We start from the raw sequence: 14,770 nt of genomic DNA, 5'->3' as shown, positions 1-14,770 counted from the left end.
GTACGCGGCGACCTCCGAGGACTACGCGACGGCACAGGGTTTCGTCGCGGCCGGGCTGGGTGTCGCCTTGATCCCGCGGCTGGGCCTGGGCGCCGCGCGGCATCCGGGCGTCGTCGTGCGGCGCGTCCGGCGGCCGGAGCCGATCCGCGCCATCCACGCGGCGGTCCGCGAGGTCTCGGCAACCGAGCCGGCGCTGCGCGCGTTGGTCGACGCGCTGCTGCCGGCCGTGACGAAGGCGACGGCGCGGGCGCTGGAGTGAGGGACGGCCAACCGGACGGGGACGGGTGATGGCGGATCTACGGGAACTGGTCGGCGAGCTGGCGTCGACGCTGGCCGGCACGGACGCCGCGGTGGTGCACGGACTTCACCGGCCGGGCCGCGGCAGTTCGCTGCGCACGTTCGACGCCGCCGGGCGGTCGGTGTTCGCCGACACCGGCGTCGCGCTGCACGACCTGCTGCGGCGGATGGACGAGGTGCTGCGCCCGGCCGGCGAGGATCGCGCCTTCGTCGTCGAGTTCACGCGCGCGGGCTCCGAGCTGCGCCACACCTTCGACCTGCCGGCCGTGTCGCCGGTGCGGCTGGTGCTCGATCCCGACTACCGGCATCCGAGCGGTTCCACGCCGTCGGCGCCGCCCGCCGGCGCGGTGACCGACCGCCCCACCGATCCGGCGGTCCTCGCCGCCGTCCGGGCCCTCGTCGCGGAGTTCGCGGACGCGTTCCCCCGCAAGACAGGGATGGATCCCGAGTTCGGTGCCGGCCATCCCGAGGAGGAGATCCGCGCCGCTGAGGCCGCCATCGGGTTGCGCCTGCCCGAGGAGCTGCGCGCCCTCTACCGGACGGTGTCCACGGACGAGTGCGGGCTGCTCAGGGCCGGTGCCCTGCTCCCGCTGGACGAAGTGGTGTCCACCTATCTCGAGGGCGGCCCGGGTTCCGTCCTCGGCAGCGGCGACGACCTGTTCGCGGTCAACCCGGTCTGCTACGAGGCATATCCGGCCGGCCGGGTGCGCCGGATGTCGCGCAACGAACGGTGGGTGGAGGTCGGCACAGACTGGGGTGGCAACTGCTGTCTGGTCGACCTCGACCCCGCGCCGGAGGGGACGTTCGGGCAGATCATCCAGTACGGCCGCGACTTCTTCGGGCCGCCCGGTTACGTGGCCGAGTCGGTGACGACGGCGCTGAGCGATCACATCGCGCTGCTGCGCGACGACGAGAAACGGTGGCACGGCTCCCACCAGCCCTACAGCCGTTCGGAACGGATCGACGAGCGGCGCGTCGCCGACGTCGTCGCGGGCCTCGACGTTCAGGAGCTCTACCTCAACTTCGGGGCCGTGGTCGACCTGGCGGACCTGGCCCCGCTCCGCAACCTGCGCAGTCTCTCGATCAACCGCGCCGGCGTCGTCGTGGCCGCGGTGCCGCCGGCGGTGCCGCTCGAGTGGCTGTCGGTCGACGCCGCCGAGGTCGACCTGTCGCCCCTGGGCCGGCACCCGAGCCTGTGGGGCCTGAAGCTCGCGGCCCGCGAGCCCGTCTCGGTCGCGCCGTTGACCGAGCTGCCCGCCCTCGCCCACCTCGACCTGTCCGCCGCCGACGTGACCGACCTCCACGTGCTCGCGGACCTGACCGGCCTGCGGGTTTTGGAGCTGAACCTGACGCAGTGGCTGGACCTGCGTGACCGCGGCCCGTTGCCACCCTGCCTGGCCGCGGCCGCACTGAACGGCTTCGTCCGGCTGGAGCAGGCCGACGAGTGGGCGGGCTGGCTCCGCGCGGCGGCCGCTTGAGGGCCGGCCCGGCACACGGGCCGGCCCTCGATGGCCCCGTCAGCCGGCGACGATGCGGCCGTCCGGCTGGCGCACACAGGCGATCGTGCGGTTCGCCGTCGTGGCGGCCGCGGCCAGGCACTGGCCGAGCACCTGGTGACCCGCGGCGTTGGGGTGCCAGGATTCCTGGCACGTCTGGAAGTACGTGACACAGGTGTTGGCGATCCGCTGGATCGCGATCTTGTCCTTCCCGGCCAGGCTCGTCACCGGCGTGCCCGTCGGGCCGTCCTGCAGCCGGATCGGGGTGGCCAGTGCCCCGGTCGGGCTGGCGTCGAGCTCGCAGAGCCGCGCACCGTCGAACGCCCGCTGCACGTTGAGGTAGACGACGTCCTCGCCCGGGAACTCGGCGGCCAGGGTGGACTGTCCACTACGGACGATGTTGCCGAGGCCGCCCGAGAACCAGTGCCCGGCGGCGAGGCTGGCGCGGTGGATGGGACACCCGGCGGCGTACCGCTCGGCGCCGAGATCCCGGAACTTGTCGCGGTCGTCGGCCCGTCCGTCCTCGGTCCAGAAGCGCTGTGCGAGGTCGAACGGCAGCGGGTTGGTGTAGTCCTGGAGCACGATCCGGTGCTGCCCGTCGGCGTCGACCTGCCGCAGCGTGGCCACGATCTGCCGCACGGCCGCCACGGTCTCCTGCGTCGCCGCGGTCATCTGCGCGTCGGTGGCCAGGTCGCCGGTCGCGCAGGGCGCCTGCTCGACGGGACCGTTGAGATAGGCCCAGAACTCCCACCAACCGGTCCACGCGTCGGCGATGAACCGGTTGGCGCACTTCTCGGCCACGTTGCCGAACGTGAACTGGCTGTTGTTGGACCCGAGCCCGACCAGCACGAGGTCGATGTCGTGGGTCTGCGCGACGGCCCGCAGCTGGTCCAGCTGCGCGGCCACGGTCCGCCCCTTGCCCCTGGTCGCGGACGCGGCGGCGATGTCGTAGGGCTGCCCACCGGAGCACGCGAGGTTGAACCGCGCGGCGACGTTGGGCAGGGCCGCCTGCTGGATCGAGGCGTTGGCGGACCGGTGGCAGAAGAAGGCGTTGCTGTTGGCGGCGGACCAGCCGGGGAAGCCCTGCGGGACACCGTTGAGGTCGGTGACCGCCTGATAGGCACCGGCACCCTCACCGCTGACGAAGCTGTCACCGAGCGCGACGGCGGCGGTGGGGAGGGCGGCCGCAGCGGGCGCCGCACCACCGATCACGGCAACGACACCGGCGGCCAGGGCGGTGATGGTGGCGGCCAGGAACGCGGGACGACGCATGCGACCTCCAGAAAACATGAAAGAAGTTCTGAGATCGCGATCAGATCATCGTTGTACGACGTTCGTCAATGTCCCGTGCCGGCACCGGCACATAGGGGTACGTATCGGTCGGAATATATGTCGAGCGCGCCCAGTTCTAGCCGACATGGCCTGGAGCACGCGTGAGCTCGCCGAGCTGGCGGGCACGACGGTGAACACCATCCGGCACTGTCACCGGCTGGGCCTGATCGAGGAGCCCGACCGCAGGTACAACGGCTACAAGAAGTACGGCGTGCGGGACCTGGTGTGCCTGCTGCGCATTCGGCGGCTGGCCGAGCTCGGCGTGCCACTCGCGCGGATCGCGGAGGTCGGCGCCGGCGGCGACGGCACCCCGGACGCGCTGCGCCAGGTCGACGCCCACCTCGCGGCGATCCTGCGCGACAGCGCGCCGGCCGACGTACCCCAGGGATTCGAGTCCGTCGCGTCGCGGCTCTCGGAGGCCGACAGCTCGATCCTCCACATCTACACGCGGCTCTACGACGAGGACGCGCTGGCCGACCTGCGGCGGATGGTCGAAGCGGACCCCGACGACATCAGCGTCGCCATCGACACGTTGCCGCCGGATGCGGACGAGCCGACCCGAGCGCGCCTCGCCGAACAGCTGGCGCCGACCCTCGCGAAGCATCTCGCCGACTACCCGTGGCTGAGCGACCCTGCGGCCCGCAGCTCGCAGAGCGAGCAGGTCACGCAACAGACGTTCATCGCGGCCGTGACGGAGCTCTACAACAAGGCTCAACTCGACGTCCTGCACCGCGCGAGCCTCCTGGCACAGGAGCAACTGGAAGGGCCCACCGGCGACGGGTGACCGTCGTCTCCACGGGCTTGCCTGTGTTCCGACAACAGGGTCTCTACTGGGCGATGTCCTGAGCGGAGAGGAACCATCCATGAACCAGCGGACTGGCGCGCCCCCGACCCTGGCCGAGGACCTGCTGCTCCTGCTGTTCCAGCCGGCGGCCGGCGGGACCATCGCCGGCGAGGGCACGCTCTTCTACACGCTAGGCGGTGCCGTGCTCGCGGATCTCGCCCTCGGCGACCACGTGCGGACCGGCTCCGGCCGGGCGCGGGTGGAGGTGGTCCCGGAGCACCCGCCGTCGGACGCGATTCTCCGCGCTGCGTGGGACTACGTCGCCAGGAAGCCACGCGGCGTGCAGACCGTCCTCGCGGCGATCGGGCCGACGTTGCGCGCCCCGTTGTTGGAACGGCTCGTCGAACGCGGCGACATCCGGCGGGGAACCCGCAGAACACTGGGCCTGTTCACCACGACCGTCCTGGCGGACGGCGGAAACGGGCGCCGCGCGGGCCTCGTCGAGGACGTCCGCCAGGTGCTCGTCGCGGGTGCGCGACCGGCGCCGCGGGTCGCCGCGCTCGCGGCCCTGCTGTCCGGAAGCGGCACGCTTCCGCAGTTCCACCGGGAGATCCCCTGGATCTCGCCGGTGATCGCCCGGGCCAAGGAGCTCGAACGCGGCGACTGGGGAGCCGGGGCCGCCGGCGAAGCGGTCACCCGCACCGTCACCGCGACCATCGTCAACAACGCCATCATCGCCGCGACCGTGGTTCCGAGAACCTGATCGCGCCGTCAGAAGACGGCGATGGTGACCGGAGCGCGTTCCGCTCGGGTCAGCGCGCGCTGCACCCCGACGGGACCGTGCCTGTCGACGGCCAGGCGGGTGAGGAGGTCGAGGACCGGGCCGGTGACCTCCTGCGGCAATGGCGGGGTGGGCCGGCCAACGCTTACCGCGACGTCGTCGATGTGCACCGCCAGCTCGACCAGGCGGCTCAGGAGGAAGTCGTCGAAGGTGAGCGACCACCGCCAGGTCGGGAGCTGGACCAGCCGCTCCGCGGGCGTCGCCGCGAACACCGCGGGCAGGCGGTCGGTGGCGGCCCGGGCGCGGCCGGCCAGAGCGACCGCACCCGCCGCGGCCGCCCGCTCGCTGCCCTGACGGATGCGGACGTGCGCCGCACTGTCGTGATCGGACGTCATCCACGAGACCCTGGCGTAGTAGTCGAGCAGTGGGATCGGGGCGGTGTCGGGCTCGGGCCCGGCCAACGCGTTCTCGGCGAAGAAGATCTGCCCGGCGAGGTGCCCGCACAGCCCGCTGACCGCGTACCGGTCCAGCGCACTAGGCCGGTCCCATGCGGCGGCGACCGCCGGGTCGGCGAGCAGCGTGGCCGCGACCCGCGCGGCACCGGTGTAGGCGCGTCGGGTCATCGGGGGAGATCCAGCAGACGGCCTTCGGCGACGAGGACGACGTCACCGCCGACCTCGACGGATCGGTCGCCGTGGGCGGTGATCGTCATTTCGCTGGGACGCCCGGTGAAGCGGCCCTGGCGCAGGATCGTCGGCTTGCCGTCGTCGATGCGGTCGTGGCTGCGCAGGTAGGCGGCCACGCAGCCGGCGCCGCTGCCGGTGGCCACGTCCTCGACCACGCCGTCGTTGTTCCAGTGGCGGCCCTCCATCGTCGCCGCGTCCAGCAGGTAGGCGAACTCGGCGCCCAGGGCCGTCAGCGGCGCCGTCAGGTCAGTGGTGACGCGGGCCCGGGCCAGGGCGTCGGTCCGGACCGGGAGCACCAGGTAGCGCAAGCCCGTCGAGACGACCTCCGGCGGCAGCGTCGGATCCAGGTCGTCGGGCGCCAGCGACAGCGACGGAAGCATTGCGCTGACCGAGGGGCGGCCCAGGAAGGACGGCGGACCCTGGTCAAGGACGCCGGCGTACGCCGTCGGGTTGTGCCGGGTTGTCGCCACCTTGACGGCGCCCGCCGGCAGCCGCAGCGTCCAGGTCTCCGATGGCGTCGATCCCCGCAGCGCGTGCAGCACGCAGGCCGCGCCGAGGACCGGGTGGCCCGCGAAGTCCAGCTCTCCGGACAGGTCGAAGACGCGGGCCGCGCCGCCGGCACCCAGGAAGATCGACTCGAAGTGCCGCAGCTCTGTCGTGATCAGCGACATCTGCCTGGTGGTCAGGGCTTCGGCGTCCGGGAAGACCGCGACGCTGTTGCCGCTGAACGGGCGGCCCGTGAACACGTCGACGTGGTGGTAGCGCACGGACTGCACGCTAGGCTGGGTCGCGGTCAGAAGGAACTGGGTAAATCAGTCGGGCAGTCATAAGCTGTCGTTATGGCCGATCTGGAGACCGCACTGCTGCGGGCCTTTCTGACCGCCGCCCGGGCCGGGAGCATCGGACGGGCGGCGATCGCGCTCGGGCACAGCCAGCCCGCCGTCAGCCAACAGCTGCGCAAGCTCGAGCGCGCGGTCGGGCAGGAGCTGCTGCACCGCACCGCGGCCGGGGTCGCGCTGACGAAGGCCGGTGAGACGCTGCTGCCGTACGCCGAGCGGATTTTGACCCTCGCCGCACAGGCGCTGCGGGCGCCGGGGGAGCAGCTGACCGGCCACTGTGGAGTCGGCCTCATCGAGGACCTGGCCGCGGCGCCGCTGCCGCAGGCCCTCGCCGACTTCGCCCGCATGCATCCCGGTGCCACGCTGGAGATCTTCAGCGCGCCGGGTCCCGCGATGCGCGAGGCGTACGAGAGTGGTCGCCTGCAGCTCGCCCTCTGCGACCCGGCCTACCTGGCCGACCCACCACGGTGGACGGTCCGGCTGCCGCTGACCTGGGTCGCCCACAAAAGCGTGCGCCTCGACGCCGACCCACTGCCGCTGGTGCTCTTCTCCCAGCCCTGCCGCTGGCGCGCGCCGCTGCTGGAAACGCTCGACGCTGCCGACCGACGCTGGCGGGTCGCCTTCGAGAGCACCAACCTCGCCGGCGTCCAGGCCGCGGTCCGGGCCGGCCTGGGCGTCGCCGCGCTGCTGCCGGCCAACGTCGAGCCCGGCACGACGGTCGAGGGGCTTCCGGACCTGCCCGACGTGGAGCTGGGCCTGGTGCGCCGGCCCGGCACCGAGGGCGACCCCCTCGTCGACGCCGTCGAGGAGGTGCTGCGCCGCCTCACCTGAACGCGGGTAAGTGTCGGGTTTCAGCAGTGATCGCCATGTCCGAATCGCTGATGATCAATGCACACTGAGAGCCATGACCGTTACGTATGCGCGGCGTCACGGTGAGCACTCCGACGGCGGCGGATCCGGCGGCGCCGGCCGCCCGGGTCGCGGCGGAACCGGCGGCGGATCTGGTGGTGGCGTTGGTGGAGCTGGCGGCGGTGGAGGCGATGCCGGTCCCGGTGGTGGCGGGAACGGTAGGCCGCGGCAGCCCCGCGCATCCGGTGGCGGTGGCCTGGCGGGGAGCGGGTCCGGCGGTGGTGGTCGTACCGGGCCGACGCCATCGAGACCACGTCCCCCGCAGGAGAAGGTCAAGGCCATGCGGCGGGACGCGGTACGCAAGGTGCCCGGCTTTCCGCCCGTGGCCCGCAACTGCCGCAGCTGTAAGACCGACTACGTGGTCGGCCTCAGCTCTCCCACCGTCCTGCGCGTGACGATCACCGGACCTACCTGCTCCGTCTGCAACGGTGGCCGCGCGACCGCGACCGCTGCCGAGGAGCGGTCCTTCAAGATCTGGTCGGCGGTGCGCGACCAGGGGCCCGTCGTCGAGACGCGGGAGATCCCGTCGCCGGATGAGGTGTCCATCAAGCTCGAGCCGACAGCGCCGAAGGTCCTGCCGCGCGAACGGCCGGCGCAGCGCGGTGCCGCGTCGACCGAACGGATCTCCGAGCGGTTGACGGCGGCGATCGGCGAAGACGCCTTCACCGCCGTACGCCAGGCGTGGCGCCAGGAGCACTGCGCGACCCTGGCGGACCTGGCCGGTCACCTGCAGACGGTGGCCGAGCGGGTCGAGAAGGGGCCGTCCGGGCCGGTGCGGGTCGACATCCGGCTCGACGAGCTCCCGGCCCCGGCGTCGGCCCTGGTCATCTACACGATGATGCGCAGTTACGCCCGGGATCAGCGGCCACCGTTGCAGGCCGTGGTGGAGTCGACCATCGCCGCCGGCCTGGCCGCGTGCGGCGCCACGGGCCGGCACGAACAATGCCCGGCCGCCGAGGCGCTGGGGATTCCGCAGCGCCGGCGGCTCGACGCGATCGAGGGCGTCGCGCGGCCGCTGCTCGCCATCACCGCAGGTGAACCCCAGACGCTGAAGTGGAGCAACTGGCCGGAGCGCGACTACGTCTGGGTGACCGATCCGGCGACCCGCGAGCAGCGCCTGATGGCGCGGCTGGCGGAAGCCGAGGCTGCTGTCCGGGAGCCGGCCGGCACGGCTCCGCCGGAGGCTCGCACGGAGGTGCCCGAATCGGCTGCGGTCGGCGGAGCGGCGGTCGCTGGGGCCGCCGCGGGCGGCGACAGGACGGCGATCAGGGCGGCGGCAGCGGGCGAGGCGGCGGTCGCGGCCGCGCCGGTCGTGCCGATGGAGCAACTCCAGGAGGTGGCGCACGGCGCCGACTCAGTGCCCGCCGGCCCGCAGGAGTTCGGTGATGGAGACGGGTGACGCCCGGGAGCTGACGGTGGGCCAGCGGGAGGCGCTGGCTCAGCTCCGCCGGATCGCCGCCCGGGTCCCGGCGGCGATCCGCGTCCATCCGCCACGACGGCCGGCCGAATCCGACGGCGACGTCACCGTGCGGGTCGACCTGAACTGCACGGCGCTGACGGTCGTGCCCGAATCCGGCTTCCGCCCGCGAGACTGGGAGACCGTCCTCATCAGCGTCTCGCCGGGCTTCCCGTACGTGCCACCGGTCGCCGAGCTCACCAACCGCGAGTTCGCCACCCTCACCAACGTGATGTGGGGCCGCTACCTCTGCCTCTATCTGTCCGACAACGACTGGCAGCCGGACGCTGGAATGTGGGGCTTCGTCGACCGGCTCACCACCTGGTTCCTGCGTGCGGCGGCCAACGAGCTCACCTCCCCGGGCCTGCGCTGGCACCCGCCGGCGATGGACTGGGCGAGGGAATACCCGGGGCTCGTCATCTTCGGCGTCGACCTCCCTCCGGGCACCGAGTCGACCGAGAGCTTCTGGCTCGCGTGGGCGGCCTTCACCCGAATCAAGACGGGTCTGTACGAGGTGCAGCGATGGGTCTCGCGGCCGGACGCACCCGGCGTACGCGACGACGGCCGCACGACCGTGGCCCCGTTCCTCGCCCTGCCCAGGCCGATCGGGTTCTGGTTCCCGCGGACGGTCGGCGCCCTCATCGGCCACCTGCGCGACCAGGACGTGCCGCCGAGCGACATCCAGGCCCTGCTCGCCAACGCGGCGCGCTGGACCGGGCCGGCCGCGGAGGAGGACGAGGAGCCGATCGGGCCGGTCATCCTCATCGGCAGTCCGGCACCAGCGGGCGAGGCGGCACCCGGGCGCGTCGCGCACATCGTCGCCTGGCGCGTCCCGCCCGGGGCCGCCGCCGGCCGGGCGGACGACGCGCCGGTCCACTGGGTACGCGTGGACGACCAGCGTCCGAGCGCGACGCGGCGGCGCGATCATTCCCGGCCGGCGCGCTGGCTGGCCGACCGGCGGATCCTCCTCCTCGGCTGCGGCGCGCTCGGCGCACCGATCGCCGAGCACTGCGTGCGCGCCGGCGTCCGGTCGATCGTGCTGGTCGACAAGGGGACCGTGACGCCCGGACTGCTGGTGCGGCAGCCGTACGAGGACGGCGACATCGGCGAATCGAAGGTCCAAGCGCTGGGCAAACGCCTCAAGCGCATCGACCCCACCGTCAAGGTCGAGGTCAGCTACGCGGCGCTGCCCATCGTGTTCGGCCAGTGGCCGGAGGTGGATCTCATGATCGACGCTACCGCCAACCGGGCGGTGGCCGTCGCGATCGAGCGGGTCCGGCAGCACATCGACCGGTCACCACCGGTGCTGTCCGTGTTCGTCGGGCACGAGGCCGACCGGGGGATCGCCACCCTCGCGTTGCCGGGAGCGGGCGGTGCGGGGGTCGACATCCTCCGGCGGCTCGCGGTCGACGCGGCCACCGACGACGACCTGGTCGACGTCCTCGACGACTTCTTTCCCGACCCGCCACGGACGACCTACTTCCAGCCGGCCCCAGGCTGCTCGGACCCCACGTTCGTAGGCTCGTCGGCCGACCTGTCGGCGCTGGCGTCCCAGCTGCTCAACGCCGGGACCAGCCTCCTGGCGGAGGCGGACCGCGCGGAGACCGACCGCGAGCCGGCGCCCAACCGGTCGGCGACCGTGGTCCAGCTGCCGACTCTGCGGCGTCCGTCCTCGGCCACCCACCGCCGCCAGTGGCTGGACGACGTCGTCCGCTCGGGCCCGGACGGTGCGGGTCCGCAGGTCAGGATCGACCGTGCGGCGATGGCGACGATCCGGCGCCTGGTCGCCCGGTCCACGCAGGCCGACGTCGACTCCTTCGAGACCGGCGGCGCCCTGCTGGGTCAGATCGACATGGCCAGCGGCGTGGTGTGGGTGACCGAGGTGCTGGACCTGCCGCCGGGCGGCCACTCCTCGGAGAGCCACGTCACTTTCGACCTCAGCAAGGTCGACGAGCTCATCGCCGACCGGCGCACGGCGACCCGGGGCATGGTTCGGCTCATCGGCGCCTGGCACAGTCACCCCACCGAGGACGTCCGCCCGAGCGACGCCGACCGCGCGACGATGGCGCGGATGACCGCCGCCGGCAACGGCGACTCGCTGACGCGGGCCCTGCTGCTGATCGTCGCGCCCGACGCGACCTGGTCGAAGGACCGGCGCCTCCAGATGTATGTCGAGATGTTCTCCTGACCCGGTGGAGGCACTGTGCATCCGTACTCGACCGACTCGACCCGATCCGTACGCGTCATGTTCTTCCTCGCGGTCGCCGCCGTCCTCTTCGCCTACCTGCTCGACCGCGCGCTGTCCACGGCGGACCTCGAGCCACCGTGGTGGCTCGACACGCCCGCCGTGCTCGGCTTCTACGGACTGCTCTGGCGGCTCTACGACCGCCACCTGTGGCGGCTGTCGCGCCATGGCCGGACGCTGAGCGGCATCCCCGACTACGGTGGCGAATGGGAGGGCGAGATCATCACCGACCACGAGTCGGGCGTCGTCCTGCCCGCCACGCTCACGATCCACCAGACGTCGTCGCGGATCCTTGTCACGCTCCGTACCGACGATTCCGGCTCCGACTCCTCGATGGCGGCGCTGAGCACCCGCCCGGGGCAGAACCAGGGCCTGCGGTACGAGTACGTCAACACGCCCACGCCCATGCGCAGGTCCTGGGAAATCCACAAGGGACTTTCTCAGCTGGTGCTGTCGCCCGACGGCAGGTCGCTGGACGGCTACTACCAGAACTTCCACGGTCGGCACACCTCCGGGAAACTCACGTTCCGCCGCCGCCAGCCGGCCGGGCGGCCCGAGGCGGTGCCGTCATGACGATCCCGGCGGACCAGATCGAGGAGTGGGCTCGGCAGGGCGACTCGACCCGTCCCGCCTGGACCGAGGCGGTCCTGCGGGAGGCACTGACGGACGCCCGGCGGCTCAAGGAGATCCCGTACGAGATCTTCCTGCAGGGCTCCTACGCGAACGACACCAACCTCCGGCACGAGAGCGATGTCGACCTGGTCGTGTCGATGCGACTTCCGTTCGAGGAGGACATCGCCCGACTCGACCCGCTCGGCCTGGACCTGTTCTGGGAGCGCTACGAGGAGACCACGTACGGCTGGGAGGAGTTCCGGGCGGACGTCCTGGCGACTCTCAAGGAACGGTTCTTCGTCGCGGAGAGCAACCGCTGTCTGGACATCACCGACCTGGACTCACTGGTGCGGGTCCCCGCCGACGTGCTGCCGGCCATCGAGTTCCGCCGCTACCACTCCATCACGTTGCCGTTCGTGGAGGACTACGACGAGGGCGTCTACTTCCGCACCAGGAGTGGACACCCGATCGTCAACTACCCGAAGATCCACCTGCGCAACGGGCGTGCCAAGAACGCCCGCACGCGTGGGCGGTTCAAGCAGGTCGTCCGCGTGATGAAGAACGCGCGTAAGCACGAGTCCGCCGGCGCGGAGGCGCGCAAGGCGCCCTCCTACTTCGTGGAGTGCCTGCTCTACAACGTCGACGACCACTGCTTCCTGGAGCCCACGCTGGCCGCCTCCTACCATGCGTGCCTCACCTGGCTGGCGAGCAACGACTGGAGCCACGTCATGTGCCAGAACGAGATCACCGAGCTGTTCGGTGACCGCCTCGAGCAGTGGTGCGTCGACGAATGCCGCGAGCTGGTCGCGGCGCTGACCAGGCAGTGGGAGGAGTGGGGCGCGGACGCCTAGCCGGCGTCAGCTCGCCGGGGCGCGGTCCGGTGGAAAGCCGCCTGTGGCGATCGGGCCCCAGGAGTCGATCGTGATGCGGATCAGGGACTTGCCCTGGCGGCGCATCGCCTCCCGGTACTCGTTCCAGTCCGGGTGCTCGCCCGCTATGCAGCGGAAGTACTCGACGAGCGCGTCCTCGGTCTCCCGCGACGGCATGTCCAGGACCTCGGCCGTGCCGTCGACCTGGACGTACGGGTCGTTCCAGTCGTCGGAGTGGACCAGGACACTGACCGTCGGGTTGCGGCGGAGGTTGACCGACTTGGCGCGGTCCGGATACGTGGAGATCACGATCCGGCCGGCCTCGTCGACGCCCCCGGACACCGGCGAGAGCTGTGGCCGGCCGTCGCGGCGGAAGGTCACCAGGGTGAGCCGGTGCCGGGTGCGGACGAACTCGAGGAGCTGGTCCCGTGCGACCCGGTCGGCGGTTGCGATCTTGGGCACTGGACCAGGCTACCCTCACCGCTCGCTGTCGAGCAGGTGCAGCTGCTGGTCCATGTAGCGACCGCCGGCGGCGGCGCCGGCAGGGATCGCGGCCTCGATCCGGGCGAGCAGCTCCGGGCTCAGCGTCAGCGTCACGTCCAGCGCCCCGAGCGACTCCTCGAGCCGGTCGACCCGGCGTGCGCCGACCAGCGGCACGATGTCGGCGCCCTGCGCCGCGACCCAGGCGATCGCGACCTGGCTGGTGGTCGCGCCGATCTCCTTGGCCACCTGGGCGAGCTCCTCGACCAGCCGCAGGTTGGCGGAGAGGTTCTCGCCGTTGAACCGCGGCAGCGCGGCCCGGAAGTCCCGGCCGGCGAGTGACCGGTCCAGCGACCAGTGGCCACTGAGCAGGCCGCGGGAGAGCACGCCGTACGCCGTCAGGCCGATGCCCAGCTCGCGCAGTGTGGGCAGGATCTCGTCCTCGGGCCCGCGGGAGAGCAGCGAGTACTCGATCTGCACGTCGCTGATCGGCGCGACCGCCGCGGCCCGGCGGATGTTCTCGGCGCCTACTTCGGACAGTCCGATGTGGCGGATGTAGCCGGCCTCCTGCATGTCCCGCAGGGCGCCGACGGTCTCCTCGATCGGGATGTCCGGGTTGAGGCGCGAGGGGCGGTAGATGTCGATGTAGTCGGTGTTGAGCCGGCGCAGCGACTGGGCGAGCCGGTCGCGCACGGCGGAGGCGGACACGTCGTAGGGGACCGGCTGGAAGGAGCCGTCGGGGTTCTTCCGGCTGCCGAACTTCACGCTGAGCACGACGTCCTCGCGGCGCCGCTCGCGCAGGGCACGGGAGATCAGCAGCTCGTTGTGGCCGGAGCCGTAGAAGTCCGCGGTGTCGACCAGGTTCATCCCCGCGTCGAGGGCGGCGTGCAGCGTGGCGATGCTCTGCGTCTCGTCGGCCGGGCCGTACATGTCCGACATGCCCATGGCGCCGAGACCGAGGGCGCCGACGACCGGACCGTTCGTGCCGAGCTTTCGGGTCGGGATTCGCGTCATGGCCATCACCGTATCACTGCTAACGCCACGCCGTTAGCGGTGATAACATGTGGTGATGACAACACCGAGGCAGCGGATCCTCGACGCGGCGGCGGAGCTGCTGGCCAAGGGCGGCCGCGAGGCCGTCTCGACGCGGGCGGTCAGCGCCGCGGCCGGCGTGCAGGCGCAGACCATCTACCGCCAGTTCGGCGACATGGCCGGCCTGTTCGCCGCCGTCGCCGACGAGACGTGGGCGCGCTACCTGGGCCAGAAGCGCGCCGAGGAGAAGCGTGACGACCCGGTCGCCGACCTCGTCGCGGGCTGGGACCTGCACGTCGAGTTCGGGCTAGCCAACCCGGCGCTCTACCGGCTGATCTACGGCGACCCGCGCCCGGGCGACCCGTCGGCGGTCAGCGGCGAAGGCCACGAGCTGCTCACCGGCATCCTGCGCCGGGTCGCCGCCGCGGGCCGGTTGCGGCTCCCGGTCGAGGCCGCGGCGCCGATGGTCTACGCGGCGAGCGTCGGTGCGACCCTGGCGCTGATCGCCGCCCAGAGCGACGGCACGCTCGGCGCGCACGCCGAACTCTCCCGCAACCTCCGCGACGCGGTGATGGCCGCGGTGCTGACCGAGGCCGGGACGGGCGGCGTCGGCACGCACGCCCGCGCGCTCAAGGCCAACCTCCCCGCGGTCGCCGATCGGTTCTCTCCGGCCGAGCAGGTGCTGATGGCCGAGTGGCTGGACCGCGTGGCGAGCTGATCAGGCGGGCACCAGCAGCACCTTGCCGCGGATGCGGTCGTCCTCGGCCTCGCGGTGCACGGCGGCGAGGTCGGTCAGCGGGCGCGTCGCGGCGACGTCGATCCGCACGTCGCCCGCCGCCACCAGGGCGACGAGCTCGGTCAGCCGCCGCGGGTCCGGGTCCGCGACGAAGTGCGTCGAGCGGACCGCCGGTGGTGCGGCGACCGGCCCCGTGGCCGACACGACGACCCCGCC

16 protein-coding genes are annotated in these 14,770 nt (G+C 72.2%); 10 read left to right on the top strand and 6 right to left on the bottom strand.

Translation table 11 applies throughout. From position 1 onward, the window contains the following. Both AB0H87_RS09570 and AB0H87_RS09565 read left to right on the top strand, forming a co-directional pair. The coding region (locus tag AB0H87_RS09570) for a LysR substrate-binding domain-containing protein (RefSeq protein WP_360142121.1) at nucleotides 1–259 on the top strand (259 nt) is incomplete at its 5' end. Nucleotides 260–287: 28 nt separating this feature from the next. Further along, on the top strand, nucleotides 288–1,775 hold the full coding sequence (locus AB0H87_RS09565; protein ID WP_360142119.1) for an SMI1/KNR4 family protein: 1,488 nt from the start codon (nucleotides 288–290) through the stop codon (nucleotides 1,773–1,775). A 39-nt stretch (nucleotides 1,776–1,814) separates the two neighbouring features. Here AB0H87_RS09565 and AB0H87_RS09560 read toward each other — a convergent pair whose 3' ends face one another. Further along, nucleotides 1,815–3,065, bottom strand: a complete 1,251-nt coding sequence (locus tag AB0H87_RS09560) for a hypothetical protein (RefSeq protein WP_360142117.1) — start codon at nucleotides 3,063–3,065, stop codon at nucleotides 1,815–1,817. A gap of 145 nt (nucleotides 3,066–3,210) precedes the next feature. On the opposite strand from AB0H87_RS09560, the gene AB0H87_RS09555 reads away from it, so the two are divergent. Together AB0H87_RS09555 and AB0H87_RS09550 are read left to right on the top strand one after the other, a co-directional pair. Further along, nucleotides 3,211–3,909 carry a MerR family transcriptional regulator gene (locus AB0H87_RS09555; protein ID WP_360142115.1) on the top strand — a complete coding sequence of 233 codons (699 nt, stop codon included), beginning with the start codon at nucleotides 3,211–3,213 and terminating at the stop codon, nucleotides 3,907–3,909. Between the two features lie 79 nt (nucleotides 3,910–3,988). Further along, nucleotides 3,989–4,672, top strand: a complete 684-nt coding sequence (locus AB0H87_RS09550) for a GPP34 family phosphoprotein (RefSeq protein ID WP_360142113.1) — start codon at nucleotides 3,989–3,991, stop codon at nucleotides 4,670–4,672. Between the two features lie 8 nt (nucleotides 4,673–4,680). Here the strand turns inward: AB0H87_RS09550 and AB0H87_RS09545 are convergent, their stop codons facing one another. Together AB0H87_RS09545 and AB0H87_RS09540 are read right to left on the bottom strand one after the other, a co-directional pair. Further along, nucleotides 4,681–5,313 carry a maleylpyruvate isomerase N-terminal domain-containing protein gene (locus AB0H87_RS09545; RefSeq protein WP_360142111.1) on the bottom strand — a complete coding sequence of 211 codons (633 nt, stop codon included), beginning with the start codon at nucleotides 5,311–5,313 and terminating at the stop codon, nucleotides 4,681–4,683. Beyond that, on the bottom strand, nucleotides 5,310–6,143 hold the full coding sequence (locus tag AB0H87_RS09540) for a PhzF family phenazine biosynthesis protein (RefSeq protein ID WP_360142109.1): 834 nt from the start codon (nucleotides 6,141–6,143) through the stop codon (nucleotides 5,310–5,312). Before AB0H87_RS09540 ends, AB0H87_RS09545 begins: the two co-directional genes overlap by 4 nt. Before the next feature lie 72 nt (nucleotides 6,144–6,215). On the opposite strand from AB0H87_RS09540, the gene AB0H87_RS09535 reads away from it, so the two are divergent. From AB0H87_RS09535 to AB0H87_RS09515, 5 genes are all read left to right on the top strand, one after another. Further along, nucleotides 6,216–7,046 carry a LysR substrate-binding domain-containing protein gene (locus AB0H87_RS09535; protein WP_360142107.1) on the top strand — a complete coding sequence of 277 codons (831 nt, stop codon included), beginning with the start codon at nucleotides 6,216–6,218 and terminating at the stop codon, nucleotides 7,044–7,046. Between the two features lie 358 nt (nucleotides 7,047–7,404). Beyond that, a complete protein-coding gene (locus AB0H87_RS09530) occupies nucleotides 7,405–8,523 on the top strand; it encodes a hypothetical protein (protein WP_360142105.1) in 1,119 nt (372 codons plus the stop codon). After that, entirely contained in the window at nucleotides 8,510–10,768 is a 2,259-nt protein-coding gene (locus AB0H87_RS09525; protein WP_360142103.1) for a ThiF family adenylyltransferase, read from the top strand. The genes AB0H87_RS09530 and AB0H87_RS09525 overlap by 14 nt, the downstream gene beginning before the upstream one ends. Nucleotides 10,769–10,783: 15 nt before the next feature. Next, nucleotides 10,784–11,398, top strand: coding sequence for a hypothetical protein (locus tag AB0H87_RS09520; protein WP_360142101.1), 615 nt, complete (start codon nucleotides 10,784–10,786; stop codon nucleotides 11,396–11,398). Then, the gene (locus AB0H87_RS09515) at nucleotides 11,395–12,288 is read left to right on the top strand and encodes a nucleotidyltransferase (protein WP_360142099.1); all 894 of its coding nucleotides are present in this window, start codon (nucleotides 11,395–11,397) and stop codon (nucleotides 12,286–12,288) included. The genes AB0H87_RS09520 and AB0H87_RS09515 overlap by 4 nt, the downstream gene beginning before the upstream one ends. Before the next feature lie 6 nt (nucleotides 12,289–12,294). On the opposite strand, the gene AB0H87_RS09510 is transcribed toward AB0H87_RS09515, so the two are convergent. Both AB0H87_RS09510 and AB0H87_RS09505 read right to left on the bottom strand, forming a co-directional pair. Continuing rightward, nucleotides 12,295–12,768, bottom strand: a complete 474-nt coding sequence (locus tag AB0H87_RS09510) for a PPOX class F420-dependent oxidoreductase (RefSeq protein WP_360142097.1) — start codon at nucleotides 12,766–12,768, stop codon at nucleotides 12,295–12,297. Between the two features lie 15 nt (nucleotides 12,769–12,783). Beyond that, entirely contained in the window at nucleotides 12,784–13,800 is a 1,017-nt protein-coding gene (locus tag AB0H87_RS09505) for an aldo/keto reductase (RefSeq protein WP_360142095.1), read from the bottom strand. Nucleotides 13,801–13,855: 55 nt separating this feature from the next. Between AB0H87_RS09505 and AB0H87_RS09500 the strand changes: the two genes are divergently transcribed. Next, nucleotides 13,856–14,536, top strand: a complete 681-nt coding sequence (locus AB0H87_RS09500; protein WP_360142093.1) for a TetR/AcrR family transcriptional regulator — start codon at nucleotides 13,856–13,858, stop codon at nucleotides 14,534–14,536. Here the strand turns inward: AB0H87_RS09500 and AB0H87_RS09495 are convergent. Next, the coding region (locus AB0H87_RS09495; RefSeq protein ID WP_360142091.1) for a zinc-binding dehydrogenase at nucleotides 14,537–14,770 on the bottom strand (234 nt) is incomplete at its 5' end. It lies immediately after the preceding gene.

The organism is Asanoa sp. NPDC050611 (assembly GCF_040654855.1).
In the GTDB taxonomy this organism is placed as follows: Bacteria; Actinomycetota; Actinomycetes; order Mycobacteriales; family Micromonosporaceae; genus Asanoa.
This window is presented reverse-complemented; position numbering and strand designations above follow the sequence as displayed.

Coding starts and splice junctions, on each gene's coding strand:
- AB0H87_RS09530 (WP_360142105.1), top strand. CDS start 7,405: ATGCGGCGGGACGCGGTACGCAAGGTGCCCGGCTTTCCGCCCGTGGCC.
- AB0H87_RS09565 (WP_360142119.1), top strand. CDS start 288: ATGGCGGATCTACGGGAACTGGTCGGCGAGCTGGCGTCGACGCTGGCC.
- AB0H87_RS09550 (WP_360142113.1), top strand. CDS start 3,989: ATGAACCAGCGGACTGGCGCGCCCCCGACCCTGGCCGAGGACCTGCTG.
- AB0H87_RS09505 (WP_360142095.1), bottom strand. CDS start 13,800: ATGACGCGAATCCCGACCCGAAAGCTCGGCACGAACGGTCCGGTCGTC.
- AB0H87_RS09525 (WP_360142103.1), top strand. CDS start 8,510: ATGGAGACGGGTGACGCCCGGGAGCTGACGGTGGGCCAGCGGGAGGCG.
- AB0H87_RS09555 (WP_360142115.1), top strand. CDS start 3,211: ATGGCCTGGAGCACGCGTGAGCTCGCCGAGCTGGCGGGCACGACGGTG.
- AB0H87_RS09560 (WP_360142117.1), bottom strand. CDS start 3,065: ATGCGTCGTCCCGCGTTCCTGGCCGCCACCATCACCGCCCTGGCCGCC.
- AB0H87_RS09545 (WP_360142111.1), bottom strand. CDS start 5,313: ATGACCCGACGCGCCTACACCGGTGCCGCGCGGGTCGCGGCCACGCTG.
- AB0H87_RS09500 (WP_360142093.1), top strand. CDS start 13,856: ATGACAACACCGAGGCAGCGGATCCTCGACGCGGCGGCGGAGCTGCTG.
- AB0H87_RS09535 (WP_360142107.1), top strand. CDS start 6,216: ATGGCCGATCTGGAGACCGCACTGCTGCGGGCCTTTCTGACCGCCGCC.
- AB0H87_RS09515 (WP_360142099.1), top strand. CDS start 11,395: ATGACGATCCCGGCGGACCAGATCGAGGAGTGGGCTCGGCAGGGCGAC.